This window comes from Mycobacterium interjectum (genome assembly GCF_900078675.2).
GTDB classification, from domain to species: domain Bacteria; phylum Actinomycetota; class Actinomycetes; order Mycobacteriales; family Mycobacteriaceae; genus Mycobacterium; species Mycobacterium interjectum.
The window spans coordinates 2660998-2678996 of record NZ_LT546237.1 but is presented as its reverse complement, the minus strand read 5'-3'; the positions used below and the strand labels follow the sequence as shown (position 1 = coordinate 2678996).

The window sequence follows — 17999 nt, the reverse complement described above, 5'->3', positions numbered from 1 at the left end:
CGCCGGCGCCGAACAGCAGCCCGCCGGCCCCGCCGGCCCCGCCGGACCCGCCCATCCCGCCATCCTGGCCGGTGCCGCCGGTGGTGCCGACACCGCCGCCACCGCCCGCCCCGCCGCGACCGAACAAGAAGGCCGATCCGCCGGCCCCACCGTCCTGCCCCGCCGCACCCGACCCGCCGTTCCCGCCATTGCCGAAAAGCCAGCCACCCGGTCCACCGGCCTGCCCTGTCCCCGGCGCCCCATTGGTGCCATCGCCGAACAGCGGCCGCCCCGTCAGGCTCCGCCAGGGCGAGAATGACTGAATGCCCGAGGCCGCTTGTTCGAGGGTGTGCAACGGGGACACGTTGGCCGCCTCGGCGGCCGCATACCCGCCACCCGCGCCGCTCAGCGCCTGCACGAACTGGGCGTGAAAGGCCGCCGCCTGAGTGCTGAGCGCCTGAAACTGCCGGCCGTGGCTGGAAAACAGCGACGCGACCGCCGCCGACACCTCGTCTTCCGCCGCGGCCACCACCCCTGCCGTCGGGGCCGCGGCTGCGGTATGCGCAGCTGTGACCGCCGAGCCGATCTTCGACAAATCCATGGCCGTCGAACTGAGGAACTCTGGGGCCACCGCCAGATACGACATCGCTACCTCTAATCAGGTCGTCACTACATCCGGGTGAATCGGATGAACGGCACCAAGTTACGAGAGAATAAGGTGCCGGATGGCGGCTGCGATAGGGCTAGGTCCCGACCACCGGCCGCTGACGCCGGACAGTTGTCGTCCGCCGTCCCCGGGCCTTCTCGCCGGCTTCTGTGAGAATCTCGCCTGTCCCGACGTGACCATCATTAACCGCGTGCACCGTCGCGACACCCGGCGACGCGGTTCGGTATACACCAACTGGTCTCGTGTCGAATGCCGTCCTCATCCGCAGACGGCATTAAACGCACAGGCAGCCGGCGCCCGGACGTCGACGATTGCGTCGACTCGGAGAACACGTGTTTATCGAACGCTGCGGTTGGGAAGCCGATGGGGAAGCGTGAGCCGCTCGGCCCGCTGCAACCTCGATCAGACCGCAGGGATGACTTATGGGTTCTCCGCTTCGCAGCCTCACCCGATGGAGCACCGCGCCCGCGAGGGGCGTGCAGACCGCCAGATCCTGGGTCAATGTGCCGCGCGGGCTGGCCGCCCGGGCGACGACCCCGCTGCTGCCCGACGACTACCTCAAGCTGCTCAACCCGCTGTGGTCGGCGCGGGAGTTGCGCGGCCTCATCGTCGACGTGCGCCCCGAAACCGCCGACTCGGCGACCGTCACGATCAAGCCCGGCTGGGGCTTTTCGGGCAGCTACAAGCCGGGCCAATACGTCGGCATCGGCCTGCGGATCGACGGCCGATGGCACTGGCGCTCCTATTCGTTGACCTCGATCCCACGGCGCGACAACAAAAACATCACCATCACCGTCAAGGCCACCCCCGAAGGTTTTCTGTCGACCCACCTGGTCAACGGCGTCAAACCGGGCACGATCGTGCGGTTGGCGTCGCCCAAGGGAGACTTCGCGCTGCCCGATCCGCCGCCGGCCAAGATCCTCTTCATCACCGCCGGCAGCGGGATCACCCCGGTGATGGCCATGCTGCGCACCCTCAGGGCGCGCGGCCAGCAGGCGGACATCGCGCACATCCACTCGGCGCCCAGCGCGGACGATGTGATCTTTCACGACGAGCTGCGCGAACTGGAGAAGGCCCAGCCCGGTTACCGACTTCACTTGCAGCTCACCAAAACTCAGGGCCATATCGATTTCGGGCAGCTGGCCGACATCGTCGCCGACTGGCGGGAGCGCCCCGCCTGGGTGTGCGGACCGTCCGCGTTGCTGGACTCCGTCGACGAGGCGTGGAAAGAGGCGGGCTGCAGCGATCAGCTGCACATGGAGCGCTTCACGATCGCGGCCACCGACAAGGGCGGCGAGGGCGGAACCGTCACCTTCGCCATCTCCGATAAGACCATCGAAATCGACGGTGCCACATCGATTATGGAGGCCGGCGAACAGGTGGGGATCCAGATGCCCTTCGGGTGCCGGATGGGCATCTGCCAGACGTGCGTGCTGCCGCTGGAGGCGGGGCACGTGCGCGACGTCAGGTCGGGGACCGAGCACGGCGCAGGCGATCGCATCCAGACCTGCATCTCCACGGCATCCGGAAACTGCACCATCAAGATCTAGGGGAACCCATGGCAATCACCGACATCAAGGCATACGCGCACCTGACCACCGAGGACATCGATCAGCTCGCGCAGGAGCTGGACGCGATCCGCGCCGACATCGAGGAATCGCGCGGCGAGCGCGACGCCCGTTACATTCGCCGGTCCATTCAGCTGCAGCGCGCGTTGGCCGCCGGCGGTCGAATCGTGTTGTTCGCCAGCCACAACAAGCTGGCGTGGCTCGCCGGCACCGGCATGCTCGCCAGCGCGAAAATCATCGAGAACATGGAGCTGGGCCACAACATCATCCACGGCCAATGGGACTGGATGAACGACCCGGAGATCCACTCCACGGAGTGGGAGTGGGACACCACCTGCCCGAGTGTGCAGTGGAAGCATTCCCACAACTTCGTCCACCACAAGTACACCAACGTCGTCGGGCTCGACGCCGACGTGGGCTACGGGATCATGCGCGTGACCCGCGACGAACCGTGGGAACCCTGGATGCTGGGCAACCCGATTTACAACATCCTGCTGGGCACGTTCTTCCAGTACGGCGTCGCCCTGCACCACATCGAGACGGCCAAGCTGCGCAAGAAGGAAAAGAGCTATGCCGAGGCGGCCAAAGATCTGCGGGTGATCGGCAAGAAGGTCCTCAAGCAGGAGGGCAAGGACTACGTGATCTTCCCCGCGCTGACCGGACGCAACTGGAAGCGCACCATCAAGGCCAACATGACGGCCAACCTGATCCGCAACCTCTGGGCGTACATGGTGATCTTCTGCGGCCACTTCCCCGACGGTGCGGAGAAATTCACCGTCGAGGAGTTCGAGAACGAGACGAAGGGGGAGTGGTACCTGCGGCAGATGCTCGGATCGGCGAACTTCAACGCCGGCCCTTTGATGGCCTTCATGAGCGGCAACCTCTGCTACCAGATCGAGCACCATCTCTTCCCGGACCTGCCCAGCAATCGCTACGCCGAGATCGCCGTGCGGGTGCGTGAGCTGTGCGACAAGTACGACCTGCCATACACCACGGGATCCCTTGGCCGCCAATACCTGCAGACGTTCTGGACGATTCTCAAACTTGCCCTGCCCGACAAACTTCTCCAGGCGACGCCCGACGATGCCCCCGAGACGCGCTCGGAGCTGAAGTTCCGCGTCCGCCAGGGCCTGCGGGAAAGCTTCGTCGACCGCGAGACCGGCAAACGGCGGGGCCTGCGCACCGCCCTGCGGGAGTTGCGGGGGTCCGGGCACGCGGCGTAGGCGGCGCCCCCGAGGTTGGCCAAGGCTCGCCCGGATCGACGCCGGCGCGAAAAAGTTCGACTAGAGGTCACGGTTTCGCCGATCTCGACGCACGAAGGGGTCCGGGCGGGCTGGGGAGCCGGCACCCCAGGTTGACCTTTGGTAAGGCAACCCTTAGTTTGTGGGTAACTTACCTACCCGGAGGGGTGCTGAATGCAGTCGGTTGCGTCACGTCGGGGCGGCCGGCCGCCGCTGATCGCTGAGACAGAGGTCGTCGGGGCGGACCGCTGATGGCGCGCGGCTTCCAGGGCGTGATGCTGCGCAGTTTCGGTGCCCGCGACCACATGGCGACGGTGATCGAAACCGACCGCATCGCACCGCATTTCGTGCGGATTCGGCTGGAGTCGCCCACCTTGTTCGAGGACGCGGAGGCCGAACCCGCGGCGTGGCTGCGGTTCTGGTTTCCCGACCCCGACGGCTCGGGCACCGAGTTCCAGCGCGCGTACACGATCTCGGAGGCGGACGCGGCCGCCGGCCGCTTCGCGGTCGACGTCGTGCTGCACGAGCCGGCGGGCCCCGCGTCGACGNTGGCGCTAGTGCTGTTCGTGCCCGTCCTGGTCTACCTGGTGCTGACGTCGTCCATCACGATTCAGTCCGGCCCGCGCATCCCGCAATCGCAGCGCTGGGCGGAGAGGATGAGCGGGGAGGCCGGCGCGTATCTCGAGGGGCAGCCGGTGATTCGCGTCTTCGGCGGCGCCGCGGCGTCCAGCTTCCGCCGCCGCCTCGACGAGTACATCGGTTTCCTGGTGGCGTGGCAACGGCCCCTCGCCGGGAAGAAAACGCTGATGGATCTGGCCACGCGCCCCGCGACGTTCCTGTGGATCATCGCGCTCGCGGGCACCCTGCTGGTAGTCACCGGCCGGATGGATCCGGTCAACCTGTTGCCGTTCCTGTTGCTGGGCACCACCTTCGGCGCGCGCCTGCTCGGCATCGCCTACGGCCTCGGTGGCATCCGCGCCGGGACGCTGGCCGCCCGGCGGCTGCAGAACACCCTCGACGAGCCCGAACTCGAAACGCTACCGGCCGAAGCGCCGACAGCCGACGCCCGGGCGACGGTGGTGTTCGATCGGGTCAGCTTCGGCTACCGCCCCGGCGTGCCGGTCATCCGGGACGTCTCGCTGACGCTGCGGCCCGGCACCGTGACCGCGCTCGTCGGCCCGTCGGGCTCCGGGAAGTCGACACTGGCCGCGCTGCTCGCCCGGTTCCACGACGTCGAAGGGGGCGCGATACGCGTTGGTGGGCAGGACATTCGATCGCTGACGGCCGACGAACTCTACACGCGAGTCGGTTTCGTGCTGCAGGAAGCGCAGCTCGTGCACGGCACCGTCGCGCAGAACATCGCGCTGGCCGTGCGGGACGCCACCGCCGAACGAATCGAGGCCGCGGCGCGCCAGGCGCAAATCCACGACCGCATCATGCGACTGCCGGGGGGCTACGACACCGTGCTGGGCGCCGGCGCCGGGCTGTCGGGCGGCGAACGCCAGCGGCTGACCATCGCCCGCGCCATCCTCGCCGACACCCCGGTGCTGATCCTCGACGAGGCGACGGCGTTCGCCGACCCGGAATCGGAATACCTTGTGCAGCAAGCGCTCAACCGACTCACCCGGGAGCGCACCGTGCTGGTCATCGCCCATCGCCTGCACACCATCACCCGGGCCGACCAGATCGTCGTGCTCGACCATGGCCGTATCGCCGAACGCGGCACCCACGACGAGTTGCTCGCCGTGGACGGACGCTACCGGCGGCTGTGGGACACCGGTCGGGTCCCGGCCGTGGCACCGGAGGTGGCGCGATGATCAGGACCTGGATCGGGCTCGTCCCACCCGACCGCCGCGCCAAAGTGATCGCCTACGCCGCGCTCGCCCTGACCTCGGTGGCGGTGCGGGCCGTGGCCACCGTGCTGCTGGTGCCGCTGGTGGGCGCGCTGTTCGCCGTCCCGCACCGCGCGCTGGTGTGGCTGGGCTGGCTCNGGAACCGTCCCCGACGACGTCCCGATCGAGTTATACCTCGAGCAGCACGACGACAACGACACGCTGATCCCGCTCGCGAAGCACCCGCGGCTGCAGGTGCATTGGGTGGCGCGCCGCGACGAGAGGTCGCTTGCCGCGGCGATCGAGAGCCGGGACTGGTCGGACTGGTACGCCTGGGCTACGCCCGAGGCCACCACGCTCAAGCATGTCCGAACCCGGCTGCGCGGCGAGTTTGGGTTCCCCAAGTCCGAGATCCACGCCCAGGCGTATTGGAGCGCCGGGCGGGCGATGGGCACCAGCCGCGGCGACGAGCCCGAAAGCGTTGCGCCACAACCCCTACCACCGCCGCCGACGACCGCGTCGCCCTCGAGGGGCAGCTGGCGCGCCCAGGCCGCGGGCCGGTTNATCGTCGTGATCGCCCGCTACCTCGAGCCGTTCACCACCATCAGCGAACTGGCCCCGGCCCTGGAGAGCACCCGCGCCACCCTGGACCGCATCCGTCTCGTGCTCACCGCGCCGGTCCTCAAGGTCGGCGCCGCGACGGTGCCCGACGGCTCGTCGGCCCCCCGCATCGAGTTCGACGACGTCACCTTCGCCTACCGGGACTCCACCCGGCCGGTGCTCGACGGCGTCAGCTTCTCGTTGCCGCGGGGCAGCGCGACGGCGATCGTCGGCCCCTCCGGCTCGGGCAAGAGCACGGTCCTGGCGCTGATCGCCGGCCTGCACGAGCCCACCCGTGGCCGGGTGCTCATCGACGGCGTCGACGCGGCGATCCTGGATGCCGGGGCGCGGCGCGCGGCCGCCAGCGTCGTCTTCCAGCATCCCTACCTGTTCCACGGGACCATCCGCGACAACGTCTTCGCCGGAAACCCGTCCGCCGGCGACGCGCAGTTCGAGCGGGCGGTCGCACTGGCGCGGGTCGACGAACTCACCGGCCGCCTGCCCGACGGCGCCGACGCGATCGTCGGCGAGGCCGGGTCGACGCTGTCCGGCGGGGAACGACAACGGGTCAGCATCGCGCGCGCTTTGCTCAAAGACGCGCCGATCCTGTTGGTCGACGAGGCGACCAGCGCCCTGGACACCGAGAACGAGGCGGCGGTGGTCGGCGCGCTCACCGCCGATCCGCGGGCGCGCACACGGGTGATCGTCGCCCACCGCCTGGCCAGCATTCGGCACGCCGACCGAGTGCTGTTCCTGGACAACGGCCGGGTGGTCGAGGACGGCACCGTCGACGAACTGCTCGCCGCGGGCGGGCGTTTCGACGAATTCTGGCGACAGCAGCACGATGCCGCGGAGTGGCGGATCGCCGCCGAGTAAGTCGGCATAGCCGACCGCGACGCTTGCCGTATGCCTTACAGTGAGGCGGTCAGTCGACCGTCGGGAATGCTTGGAGGCGTGCATATGGGTGCTGTCGTGTCGATTCCGCGGTACCCCGGCGACGTGACGCCCGAATGGCTTTCGGCAGCGCTCGCCGGGCGCGGCGCACCCGTCGAGGTCGCCGGCGTCGAGGTGGCTGCCATCGGCACCGGCCAGACCGGCGCGACCTACCGCGTGACGGCCAGGTATGCGACGGATCCGGGAAACCTGCCGCAGACCTTTGTGATCAAGCTGCCCGCGCAGGACGACACCGTGCGCGACCGCGTCGTGATCGGATATCGCAGCGAATGCGCGTTCTATTCATCGGTGGCCGATCGGGTGCGGGTGCCGACGCCGGAATGCTTCTACTGCGAGATCAGCGAGGATGCAATGGATTTCGCGCTGCTACTCGCCGATCAAGCGCCGGCGGTGCAGGGCGATCAGCTCGCCGGCTGCGGCGCAGCCGAAGCGCACCTGGCGGTGACCGCCCTGGCCGGCCTGCACGCGCCCAGCTGGTGTGATCCGGTCTGGCTGGATTTCGAAGGCATCGGCTTTGGCCGGCCGGACGAAGCCGGGGCCCACGGTATGGGCGAGGTGGCGAAGATGAGCGCCGGCATCACGCTCGAGAAGCTGGGCGATCGAATGACCCCGCAGGACTGCGACACCTTCAGTGCGGCAATGGGTTTGGTGGCACCGTGGCTGCTGGCCGAGTACGACCGCTTCGCCTTGCTGCACGGCGACTACCGGCTGGACAACATGCTGTTCGACCCGGACCGAACGCGGGTCAGCGTGGTCGACTGGCAGACCCTCGGCGTGGGCCTGCCGGCCAGGGATCTCGCCTACTTCACCGCGACCAGCCTGGATCCGCAGCTGCGGGCCACCATCGAGGAAGAGCTCGTCGCCGCCTATCACCGGGAGCTCTCGCGCTTCGGGGTCACCGGCTACGACCGGGAGACCTGCTGGCGCGATTACCGGCTGGGGGTGATGCAGGCGCCGCTGATCTCGGCGCTGGGGTTCGCGTTCGCGGCCGCCACCGAGCGCGGCGACGACATGGTGCTGGCCATGCTCGCCCGCGGCTGCCAGGCCATCCGCGAGCTCGGGACGCTGGAGCTGGTCGGTTAGAGGTCGCCGGTGAAATCGGCGGACAACCACTTGTCGGGCCGGATGGTGAAGAGCACCTCCTCGACGCCCGCCATGCTGCTGACGAACGCGCGGCCGCCTTCCTCGCCGAGGTACCGAATGGCGATGGATTCCTGCACGTCGGCCGGGGCGGGCGTGGTGGTGTCGACGACGGTGCCCTCGACCACCACGTACTGGTACGGCGGCTCCTCGCGCTGCACCACCAGGGTCACCGCGCCGGCGCGCTCGATGAGCCGGGCCTTGCGGGTGGACGCCCCGGTCATGATCCGGATGTTCCCGCCGGGCGTGTAGTCGTACCAGATCGGGACGCTGGCCGGCGGCCGGCCGTCGGCGGCGACGGACAGCACCGCGACGTGCGTGGCGGCGAGAAACTCCTGACATTCGGCTTCGCTGAAACTCCTCATGCGCACTACGAACGCCGGACCGCAACCGCTATTCCCGGCGCTCCCCTCAGTACTGCGTCGAGCCCTGGTCGACCGGGATCTGGGCGGCGGTGATGTTGCGCGCTTCGTCGCTGGCCAGCCAGCACACGGCGTCGGCCACCTCTTCCGGCTCGGCGGCCCAGTTGGGCAGGAATGGGGTGAGCATGTTGGCCAGTTGCGGGTTGGTCTCCATCGCCCTGCCCATCGCCGCGACCATGTCGCCGGATCCCATCGGGGTGTTCACCGGCCCCGGATGCACGCTGTTGACCCGGATCGAGTGCTTGCCCAACTCGGCGGCGAACGCGCGCGCCATCCCGGCGACGGCGTGCTTGCTGGTGGTGTAGTGCACCATGAACGGCTGCAGCTTCATGCCGGCCGCGGAACTGATCAGGATGATCGAACCGCCGCGGCCGCCCTCGATGATCCTGTCGGCGCCGGCCATCACGGTGTTCCAGGTGCCGGTCACGTTGATCTCCATGACGTCGCCGAACGTTTCGGGCGTGATGTCGTGCCAGGCCTGCGGAGCCGAGATGCCGGCGTTGGCGACGATGATGTCCAGGCGGCCCAAGGCGGCGACGCCGTCGTCGACAACCCGGCGCAGCTCGTCGAAGTCGCGAACGTCGGTCGCCGTGGCCAAGATTCGACGGCCGGTCCCTTCGACCAGGCGGACGGTCTCGGCGAAGTCGTCGGGAGTGGCCGAATCGTAGGGGACACACGACGGGAGCTTGCCCGCGATATCGACGGCGATGATGTCGGCACCCTCCCGGGCCATCCGAACGGCGTGCGCCCGACCCTGGCCGCGTGCCGCGCCCGTGATGAACGCGACTCGTCCCTCGAGCCGGCCGCTCATCGCTGCGCCGCCTTGACCAGGTTCGACCCGATGATCAGACGCTGGATCTCGCTGGTGCCCTCGTACAGCCGCAGCAGGCGCACGTCGCGGTAGATGCGCTCGACCGGGACCCCGTGCATGTAGCCGCTGCCGCCGTGGATCTGCACCGCGAGATCGGCGACCTTTCCGGCCATCTCAGTGCAAAACAGCTTGGCCGCCGACGGCGCGACCCGGCGGTCGGAGTTGGTGACCCACTGCCGCGCGGCGTCGCGGACCAGCGCGCGACCGGCGAGCACCCCGGTCTGCTGGTCGGCGATCATCGCCTGCACCAACTGAAACCCACCGATCGGCGTCCCGCCCTGGGTCGCGGTGGCGGCATACGCCACGGACTCGTCGAGCGCGCGCTGGGCGGCGCCCACCGCGAGGGCGGCGATGTGGACCCGGCCACGGGCCAGGGAGGTCATCGCCGCCCGGTAGCCGATGTCCTCGCTGCCGCCGATCAGCGCGTCGTTCCCGACGCGGACGTCGTCGAAGCTGACGTCGGCGGTCCACGCGCCTTCCTGACCCATCTTCGCGTCCTTGGCGCCCACCCGAACGCCCGCGGCGTCCGCCGGCACCAAAAAGACCGCGATCCCCGGGCCCTGCTCGTCGGCGGGCCTGGTGCGCGCGAACACCACGAACAGGTTGGCGACCGGCGCGTTGGTGATGAAGCGCTTGTCACCGGAGATCACCCACTGATCGCCGTCGCGGACGGCCCTGGTCCGCAGGCCGGCCGGGTTCGATCCGGCGCCGGGTTCGGTCAGCGCGAACGAGGCGACGACCTCGCCGGAGGCCATCGACTCCAGCCAGCGGCGCTTTTGCCCGTCGGTGCCGAAGCCGACGAGCACCTGCCCGGCGATGCCGTTGTTGGTGCCGAACATCGACCGAACGGCCAGCGAGGTGTAGCCCAATTCCATTGCCAGCTCGACGTCTTGGACCAGGTTCAGGCCCAGGCCGCCCCACCGCTGCGGGATCGCGTACCCGAACAGGCCCATCTTCTTGGCCTGGTCGCGCAGATCGTCCGGCACCCGGTCGTCGGTCAGGATCTCCTGCTCGCGCGGGAGGACGGCGGTGCGCACGAAGTGGCGGGTCTGGGCAAGGATGTCCCGGAAGTCCTCGTCGGGCACTTCCTGGACTTCGGCGGTGGTCATGGCGGACGCTCCTCTGTGGCACTCATCGCTCGGGCTCACCCACCCGGCGCCCGCGATCCTATATGAAATATGATATTCGACCGTCGGGTACCCCACGACGCAAGCGAACCCAAGGGAGGCGTGATTCAGGTGTCGTTGCTGAACGGTCAGACGGCGGTCGTCACAGGAGGTGCACAAGGGCTGGGCTTCGCCATCGCGCAGCGATTCGTCGCCGAGGGCGCGCGGGTGGTGCTCGGTGACCTGAACCTGGAGGCAACCGAAGTCGCGGCCAAAGAATTGGGCGGCGGCGACGTCGCGTTGGCGGTGCGCTGCGACGTGACGCGGGCGGCCGACGTCGAAGCCTTGATCCAGACCGCCATCGACCGTTTCGGCGGCCTCGACATCATGGTCAACAACGCCGGAATCACCCGCGACGCGACGATGCGCAAGATGACCGAAGAGCAGTTCGATCAGGTCATCGACGTGCACCTGAAGGGAACCTGGCACGGCACCCGGCTGGCGGCGGCGGTCATGCGCGAAAACAAGCGCGGCGCCATCGTGAACATGTCGTCGGTGTCGGGCAAGGTCGGCATGATCGGCCAGACCAATTATTCGGCGGCCAAGGCCGGCATCGTCGGGATGACCAAGGCCGCGGCCAAGGAGCTTGCGTACCTGGGCGTCCGGGTCAACGCGATCGCCCCTGGCCTGATTCGCTCGGCCATGACGGAGGCCATGCCGCAACGCATTTGGGACGAGAAGGTGGCCGAGATCCCGATGGGCCGCGCCGGTGAGCCCAGCGAAGTCGCCAGCGTCGCCCTGTTCTTGGCCTCCGATCTGTCCTCCTACATGACCGGCACCGTGATGGAAGTCACCGGCGGCCGGCACATCTGAGCGGACGGGAACCGAGGAGGGCCAATGCGCGAAACCGTCATCTGCGAGCCCGTACGCACGCCGATCGGCCGCTACGGCGGAATGTTCAAGTCGCTGAGCGCCGTCGACCTCGGCGTCGCCGCCCTCAAGGGGCTGCTCGAGCGGACCGGAATTTCGCCCGAGGCGGTCGAGGACGTCATCCTCGGCCACTGCTACCCCAGCAGCGAGGCGCCCGCGATCGGGCGCGTCGTCGCGTTGGATTCCGGCCTGCCGGTGACGGTTCCGGGCATGCAGGTCGACCGCCGCTGCGGGTCGGGGCTGCAGGCGGTGATCCAGGCGTGCCTGCAAGTCGGCACCGGCGACAACGACCTCGTCATCGCCGGCGGCTGCGAAAGCATGAGCAACGTCGCGTTCTACTCCACCGACATGCGCTGGGGCGGAGCGCGTAGCGGCGTCCGGGTGCACGACGGGCTCGCACGGGGGCGCACCACCGCCGGTGGGCGGCACTACCCGGTGCCGGGCGGCATGCTGGAGACCGCCGAGAATCTGCGCCGCCAGTATGGCATTTCGCGTCTCGAGCAAGACGAGCTGGCGGTGCGCTCGCACCAGCGCGCCGTAGCCGCGCAGAAGGACGGCGTCATGGCCGAGGAGATCATCGGAGTTGCGGTGCGCACGCGTCAGGGAGAGGAACTGATCGACACCGACGAGCATCCGCGCGCCGACACCTCGGTGGAGTCGCTGAGCAAGCTCAAACCCGTTCTGCTGGAAGAGGACCCGGAGGCGACGGTCACGGCCGGCAACGCCAGCGGGCAGAACGACGCCGCGTCGATGTGCGTGGTGACCACGCCCGAGAAGGCGGGCGAATTGGGGCTGACCCCGCTGGTTCGCTTGGTGTCCTGGGGGTCGGCGGGCGTGGCCCCCAACATCATGGGCATCGGCCCGGTTCCGGCCACCGAGGTCGCGCTGGCCAAGGCGGGCCTGCGGCTGTCCGACATCGATGTCATCGAACTCAACGAAGCCTTTGCCGCGCAGGCGCTTGCGGTGATGCGCGAATGGAACTTCGGCGCCGCCGACCACGACCGGACCAACGTGCACGGGTCGGGGATCTCGCTGGGCCATCCCGTCGGGGCGACCGGCGGCAGGATGCTGGCCACCCTGGCGCGCGAACTGGGCCGCCGCCAGGCGCGCTACGGGTTGGAGACCATGTGCATCGGCGGCGGCCAGGGGCTCGCCGCGGTCTTCGAACGGGTCGCCCCGGCGTGACCGGCCCCCTGAGCGGCCTTACCGTCGTCGAGGTTTCCAGCTTCGTCGCGGCACCGCTGTGCGGCATGACGTTGGGTCAGCTCGGCGCGCAGGTGATCCGTATCGACCCGATCGGCGGGGCCTCCGACGTCCGGCGATGGCCGCTGGCCGCGGGCGGCGCGTCGATCTACTGGACCGGGCTGAACAAGGGAAAGCGTTCGGCCACCATCGATCTGCGTTCGACCGAGGGCCAGGAGCTGGTCCAGCGCCTCATCGTCGAAGGCGACGGCATCGTCGTCACCAACGCCGCCGGCCTGCCCTGGCTGGGCCATGACGTGCTGGCCGCCATGCGGTCCGACGTCATCCACGTCCAGTTGCTGGGCCGCGGCGACGGATCCACCGCGGTGGATTACACCGTCAACGCCGGTGTCGGGTACCCGCTCGTCACCGGTCCGGCCGGGCATGCCGGCCCGATCAACCACGTGCTGCCCGCCTGGGACGTGTGCTGCGGCCTGTATGCGGCGCTCGCCGTCGTCTCCGCCGTCCGCCAGCGCGACCGGGCCGGCGCGGGCGCCCGCATCAGCCTGGCGCTCGAGGACGTGGCGCTGGCCACCGCGGGAAATCTCGGGCTGCTGACCGAGCCTCAGGTCAACGGGACGCAGCGGCAACGGCTGGGCAACGCCATCTACGGCCAGTACGGCCAGGACTTCACCAGCCGCGACGGGGCCGCGTTCATGGTGGTCACCTTGACGCGCAGGCACTTTCGCGACCTCGTCGATGTGACCGGCACCGGCTCCGCGGTGTCGGCGCTCGAGGGGGCGCTGGGTGTGGACTTCGGGTCGGAGGGCGACCGCTATCGCTATCGCGACGCGCTGTCGGGGCTGTTCGCCGCCTGGTTCGCCGACCACACGGGCGACGAGGTCACCGCCGCCCTGTCGGGCACCACCGTGCTGTTCGAGCGCTACAGCACCTTCGCCGACGTCGCGGCGGGCCCGAAGGTGACCGCCAATCCGCTGTTTTCCCGGCTGCACCAGCCCGGCGTCGGGGACTACTTGGCCCCCGGCCTGCCGGCGGCGTTCGACGGCGTCCACCCCGCCGGCGCGCCGGCGCCCGCGCTGGGGCAAGACACCGCCGACGTTCTCACCCAACGTCTGGGGCTGACGCCCGCGGACATCGCGCGCCTGACGAGCGCACAGACGATAGGAGAAGTCAGCGCATGACCAAACTCGCCCAGACCCTCGGCCTGACCGACTTCCAGACCGAGATCATCGCCACGGTAAGGCAATTCGTCGACAAGGAAGTAATCCCCAACGCGCCGGAACTCGAACGCGGCGACACCTACCCCCAGCACATCGTCGACCAGATGCGCGAAATGGGCTTGTTCGGGCTGATGATCCCCCAGGAGTACGGCGGGCTGGGGGAGTCGCTGTTGACCTACGCGCTGTGCGTCGAGGAGCTGGCGCGCGGGTGGATGAGCGTATCCGGGGTGCTCAACACGCATTTCATCGTGGCGTACATGCTGCGCCAGCACGGCACCGACGCCCAGAAGCGGCGGTTCCTGCCGCGGATGGCGACCGGCGAGTCCCGCGGGGCGTTCTCCATGTCCGAGCCGGAGCTGGGCTCCGACGTCGCCGCAATCCGAACCCGGGCGGCGCGCAACCCGGACGGCAATTACACCATCAACGGGCAGAAGATGTGGCTGACCAACGGCGGCAGTTCGACGCTGATCGCCGTGTTGGTGCGCACCGACGAGGGCGCCGACAAGCCGCACCGCAACCTCACCGCGTTCCTCGTCGAAAAGCCAACCGGTTTCGGCGAAGTCGTGCCCGGCCTGGTGATACCCGGCAAGATCGACAAGCTGGGCTACAAGGGGATCGACACCACGGAGCTGATCTTCGACGGCTACCAGGCCAGCGCCGACGACGTCCTCGGCGGCACGCCGGGTCAGGGCTTCTTCCAGATGATGGACGGCATCGAGGTCGGCCGGGTCAACGTCTCGGCCCGGGCGTGCGGTATCGGCGTCCGCGCCTTCGAGCTCGCCGTGCGATACGCCCAGCAGCGGCACACCTTCGGCAAGCCGATCGCCGAGCACCAGGCCATCGCCTTCCAGCTGGCCGAGATGGCCACCAAAGTGGAGGCGGCGCACCTGATGATGGTGAATGCGGCGCGATTGAAGGATTCCGGCGAGCGCAACGACGTCGCCGCCGGAATGGCCAAATACCTTGCCAGTGAATACTGTTCGGAGGTCACCCAGCAGAGCTTCCGGATCCACGGCGGCTACGGCTACTCCAAGGAATACGAGATCGAACGGCTGATGCGCGACGCCCCGTTCCTGCTCATCGGCGAGGGGACCAGCGAAATCCAGAAGTCGATCATCAGCAAGCGACTGCTCGCCGAGTATCAGGTATGACGCGATGAGCGTTCCGGATTTCGCCGCGCGAACCCAACTTTCCGACGACGTCGCGCGCCTGATCCGCACGAGGATCTTCGATGGCAGCTACGCCGCGGGGTCTTACATCCGGCTGGATCAACTGGCCGCGGAGCTGGGGATCAGTGTCACACCGGTGCGTGAGGCGCTGTTCGCCCTGCGCGCCGAAGGGCTGATCGCCCAGCAGCCGCACCGCGGCTTCGTGGTGCTGCCGGTGACCGGGCGCGACGTCGCCGACGTTGCGAACGTGCAGGGCTACGTTGGCGGCGAGCTCGCCGCGCGGGCCGCGGTCAACATCACCGACGACCAGCTGCGCGAACTCAAGCAGATCCAGGCGGAGCTCGAAGAGGCCTATGCCGGCGCCGACAATGAGAGGACCGTGCGCCTTAATCATGAGTTTCACCGGGCCATCAATGTGGCCGCGGATTCGCCCAAACTCGCCCAGCTGATGTCGCAGATCACCAGGTACGCACCGGAATCGGTGTTTCCCACCATCGAGGGCTGGCCAGAGCAGTCGATGAGGGATCATCGGCGGATCTTGTCGGCGCTCAAAAAGCACGACGACGAGCTCGCGCGGGCGGCGATGTCGCAACACCTTGCCGCCGGCGCGGTGCCGCTCATCGAGCACCTGACCGCGCGAGGGGTCGTGATCGACGGGAGCCATCCGACCTCAGGTTAGCTGTTGTTGCCAAGGCACGCCGGGGCATAGGCTGCGATCGGAGGGGGCAACAGCATAGAGCGAGGAAACGTGCCCCGAACGATTTGCGCATCGGCAGTGTTCGTTGCATCCGTGGTGGCGATCGCCCTTGCGCCACCGGCGGTCGCCGACCCGCTCGATCCGATCCCCGGCAATGGCGTTTTTGTCGTAGGGCCCGACATCGCGCCGGGCCTGTACCACACGGGCGGTTCCGGGTCGGCCTTCGGAGTGTGGATCAATAACGTGCCGACCCAGGATTCGATGTGTTCGTGGTTCACCTACAGCACGCCCGACGCGAACAAGGACCATGTGCTCCAGACGAACACCTCTATCGGCCCGATGTTCGCGAACATCAACTCTTCGGTCAAGGCCTTCGAGTCGCAGAACTGCCAACCCTGGACGCGGGTCCCCTAGGACGGGCTTCGAGCACGGCGCCGCCGAGCTTTCACGCAAACCAAAACCCACCCTTGGGCGCATCGGTGAACAACTCCGGTCATTGTCTGACGATTTGGCGGCGCGGACAGTCGCGTAATGGTGATCGCTGGTTGGTCTGTCCCCGCGCGAGACGCGGCTTGGGTGTTGGGCTGAAGCGTGTGAGACGATGGCGATAATGAGCGATATCAGTTATGAGAATCCATATATCCACAACTGTCACCGGCCGGCGCCGCAGGGTGACGAGGCAGAGGTGATCGCTTCCGTTGGGGATGGCGCGCACCCGCTCGGCGAATGCCCTCGGTGATGACGTGAGACCACTGCCACAACTCACACCCTGGAATCGATGGTTCTGGACATCGGGTCAGGACGGCAATCTGCGCATCCAACGCTGCGTCGAATGCGATACGTATATTCACCCTCCGGTGCCGATTTGCCCGTCATGCCGCGCGACATCGTCCGAACCCGCGGTGGTTTCGGGTTCGGGGACGGTGGTCGGCTATACCGTCAACGAGCATCCGTGGCTTCCCGGTTTCGAGCCGCCATACGCCGTCGCGGTGGTTGCACTCGACGAGTGTGCCGAGGTGCGGCTGACGACCAACATCGGCGGCTGCTCGCCCGAGGAGGTGCACATCGGCCAGCGAGTCGCTGTCCGATTCGAAAGCGTTGACGACGTGTGGATCCCGTTGTTCGAGCCCACGGGCGCAACGGATGAGCGGGACCTAGTAGGCGCGCCCGCGTGCCCCTCACCGCGACGACCGGTAACAAACGAGCGGTTCGAGCATCGATCCGTGATATCCGGCGTCGGCCGGTCTGCCACCGGCCGCCGGCTGATGGTCGATCCGCTCTCGCTTGCCGTTGACGCATGCTTGGCCGCAGTCGCCGACGCCGGTTTGGAACTCACTGATATTGACGGTCTTTCGACATACCCCGGCCCTGTGGGAATGGGCATGAGCGAGGGCGGGATCGCGGCCGTGGAAGAAGCACTCCGCCTGCACCCGACATGGATCAACGGCGGAATGGATTTGCCTGGCCAGGGCGGCGCGATTATCGCGGCGATGATGGCGGTGGCCGCCGGTCTGTGCAGACACGTCCTGTGCTTCCGGACCGTGTGGGAGTCGACGTTCGCGGCGCTTCGGCTACACGGCGGCAGCGGGCGCGTGGCGGGGCCGCAGCAGTGGTCGTTGCCGTTCGGTGCGGCTTCGGCAGCCAACTGGATCGGCGTGAACGCCAACCAGTATCTGCACCGCTATGGTGCCGACCGAGAGCTCTTCGGCATGATCGCCGTGAACGCCCGGCGCCATGCGGCGCTCAACCCGGTGGCCATCTACCGCGACCCGATGACGATGGACGACTACTTCGCCGCGCGGCCCATCACGTCGCCATTCGGTTTGTACGACTGCGACGTTCCGTGCGACGGTTCGATAGCGGTTGTCGTGTCCGACGCCTCCGTGGCCGATGATTTGCCGCGACCGGCAGTGCGCTGCGAGGCCGTGGGAACACAGGTCACCGAACGCATCTCGTGGGATCAGGGAACGCTCACTCATGAGCCGCAGGTCATGGGGCAGGCCGCACACCTATGGAGCCGAACCGATCTGCGCCCCAAGGACATCGACCTTGCGCTGCTGTACGACGGCTTCACGTTCAACTGCGTGTCGTGGCTCGAAGCTCTCGGCTTTTGCGGTTTTGGCGAGGCCCAGGGGTGGCTGGATGGTGGTCGGCGCATTGCGCTTAACGGCGAACTGCCGCTGAACACCCACGGCGGCCAGTTATCCGAGGGGCGTCTGCACGGTTTTGGCTTCGTCTACGAGGCGGTCTTGCAATTGCGCCACCAGGCCGGTGGCCGCCAGGTCAAGGATGCCCGCACCGCCGTCGTGAGTACGGGTGGGGGAGTCCCATCTGGTGTCCTGCTGTTGCAACGCGCGACGTGACGCCGCGCCGCTGAGCATATTCCTAAGAGGGATTGCG

Annotated in this window: 15 protein-coding genes and 1 pseudogene; 12 read left to right on the top strand and 4 right to left on the bottom strand. The window is 68.1% G+C overall.

Features of this window, described 5'->3' with window-relative positions:
- Window positions 1-625 (bottom strand): PE family protein (locus BN4348_RS62535; protein ID WP_328589020.1); only part of this gene is annotated, 625 nt, incomplete at its 3' end.
- A gap of 443 nt (window positions 626-1068) precedes the next feature.
- On the opposite strand from BN4348_RS62535, the gene BN4348_RS47200 reads away from it, so the two are divergent.
- From BN4348_RS47200 to BN4348_RS47180, 5 genes and pseudogenes are all read left to right on the top strand, one after another.
- A complete protein-coding gene (locus BN4348_RS47200) occupies window positions 1069-2196 on the top strand; it encodes a ferredoxin reductase (RefSeq protein ID WP_066914603.1) in 1128 nt (375 codons plus the stop codon).
- Between the two features lie 8 nt (window positions 2197-2204).
- Window positions 2205-3437 carry a fatty acid desaturase family protein gene (locus BN4348_RS47195; protein ID WP_066914602.1) on the top strand — a complete coding sequence of 411 codons (1233 nt, stop codon included), beginning with the start codon at window positions 2205-2207 and terminating at the stop codon, window positions 3435-3437.
- A 269-nt stretch (window positions 3438-3706) separates the two neighbouring features.
- A complete protein-coding gene (locus BN4348_RS47190; protein ID WP_066914601.1) occupies window positions 3707-5272 on the top strand; it encodes an ABC transporter ATP-binding protein/permease in 1566 nt (521 codons plus the stop codon).
- A gap of 177 nt (window positions 5273-5449) precedes the next feature.
- Window positions 5450-6763: pseudogene (locus BN4348_RS47185) on the top strand (ATP-binding cassette domain-containing protein); the annotation flags it as partial.
- A gap of 84 nt (window positions 6764-6847) precedes the next feature.
- Window positions 6848-7924: a phosphotransferase family protein gene (locus BN4348_RS47180; protein ID WP_211145741.1), complete on the top strand. Its 1077-nt coding sequence runs from the start codon at window positions 6848-6850 to the stop codon at window positions 7922-7924.
- Here BN4348_RS47180 and BN4348_RS47175 read toward each other — a convergent pair.
- From BN4348_RS47175 to BN4348_RS47165, 3 genes are read right to left on the bottom strand one after another with little or no spacing between them, the layout of a single operon-like run.
- A complete protein-coding gene (locus BN4348_RS47175) occupies window positions 7921-8346 on the bottom strand; it encodes a pyridoxamine 5'-phosphate oxidase family protein (protein WP_066914599.1) in 426 nt (141 codons plus the stop codon). The two genes, BN4348_RS47180 and BN4348_RS47175, sit on opposite strands and share 4 nt — an antisense overlap.
- Before the next feature lie 46 nt (window positions 8347-8392).
- Window positions 8393-9214: a mycofactocin-coupled SDR family oxidoreductase gene (locus tag BN4348_RS47170; RefSeq protein ID WP_066914598.1), complete on the bottom strand. Its 822-nt coding sequence runs from the start codon at window positions 9212-9214 to the stop codon at window positions 8393-8395.
- Window positions 9211-10383, bottom strand: a complete 1173-nt coding sequence (locus BN4348_RS47165) for an acyl-CoA dehydrogenase family protein (protein WP_066914597.1) — start codon at window positions 10381-10383, stop codon at window positions 9211-9213. Before BN4348_RS47165 ends, BN4348_RS47170 begins: the two co-directional genes overlap by 4 nt.
- Window positions 10384-10503: 120 nt before the next feature.
- Here BN4348_RS47165 and fabG point away from each other — a divergent pair, with 120 nt between their 5' ends.
- From fabG to BN4348_RS47130, 7 genes are all read left to right on the top strand, one after another.
- On the top strand, window positions 10504-11253 hold the full coding sequence (gene fabG, locus BN4348_RS47160) for a 3-oxoacyl-ACP reductase FabG (protein ID WP_066914596.1): 750 nt from the start codon (window positions 10504-10506) through the stop codon (window positions 11251-11253).
- A 24-nt stretch (window positions 11254-11277) separates the two neighbouring features.
- Window positions 11278-12495 carry an acetyl-CoA C-acetyltransferase gene (locus tag BN4348_RS47155; protein ID WP_066914595.1) on the top strand — a complete coding sequence of 406 codons (1218 nt, stop codon included), beginning with the start codon at window positions 11278-11280 and terminating at the stop codon, window positions 12493-12495.
- Entirely contained in the window at window positions 12492-13694 is a 1203-nt protein-coding gene (locus BN4348_RS47150; RefSeq protein WP_066914594.1) for a CoA transferase, read from the top strand. Before BN4348_RS47155 ends, BN4348_RS47150 begins: the two co-directional genes overlap by 4 nt.
- Window positions 13691-14884 carry an acyl-CoA dehydrogenase family protein gene (locus BN4348_RS47145; RefSeq protein ID WP_066914593.1) on the top strand — a complete coding sequence of 398 codons (1194 nt, stop codon included), beginning with the start codon at window positions 13691-13693 and terminating at the stop codon, window positions 14882-14884. Before BN4348_RS47150 ends, BN4348_RS47145 begins: the two co-directional genes overlap by 4 nt.
- Before the next feature lie 4 nt (window positions 14885-14888).
- Window positions 14889-15581 (top strand): GntR family transcriptional regulator, encoded by a 693-nt coding sequence (locus BN4348_RS47140; protein ID WP_066914592.1) that lies wholly within the window; start codon window positions 14889-14891, stop codon window positions 15579-15581.
- 69 nt (window positions 15582-15650) lie between these two features.
- Entirely contained in the window at window positions 15651-16013 is a 363-nt protein-coding gene (locus tag BN4348_RS47135; RefSeq protein WP_066914591.1) for a hypothetical protein, read from the top strand.
- A gap of 329 nt (window positions 16014-16342) precedes the next feature.
- Window positions 16343-17962, top strand: coding sequence for a thiolase C-terminal domain-containing protein (locus BN4348_RS47130; RefSeq protein ID WP_066914628.1), 1620 nt, complete (start codon window positions 16343-16345; stop codon window positions 17960-17962).
- Window positions 17963-17999: the final 37 nt, after the last annotated feature.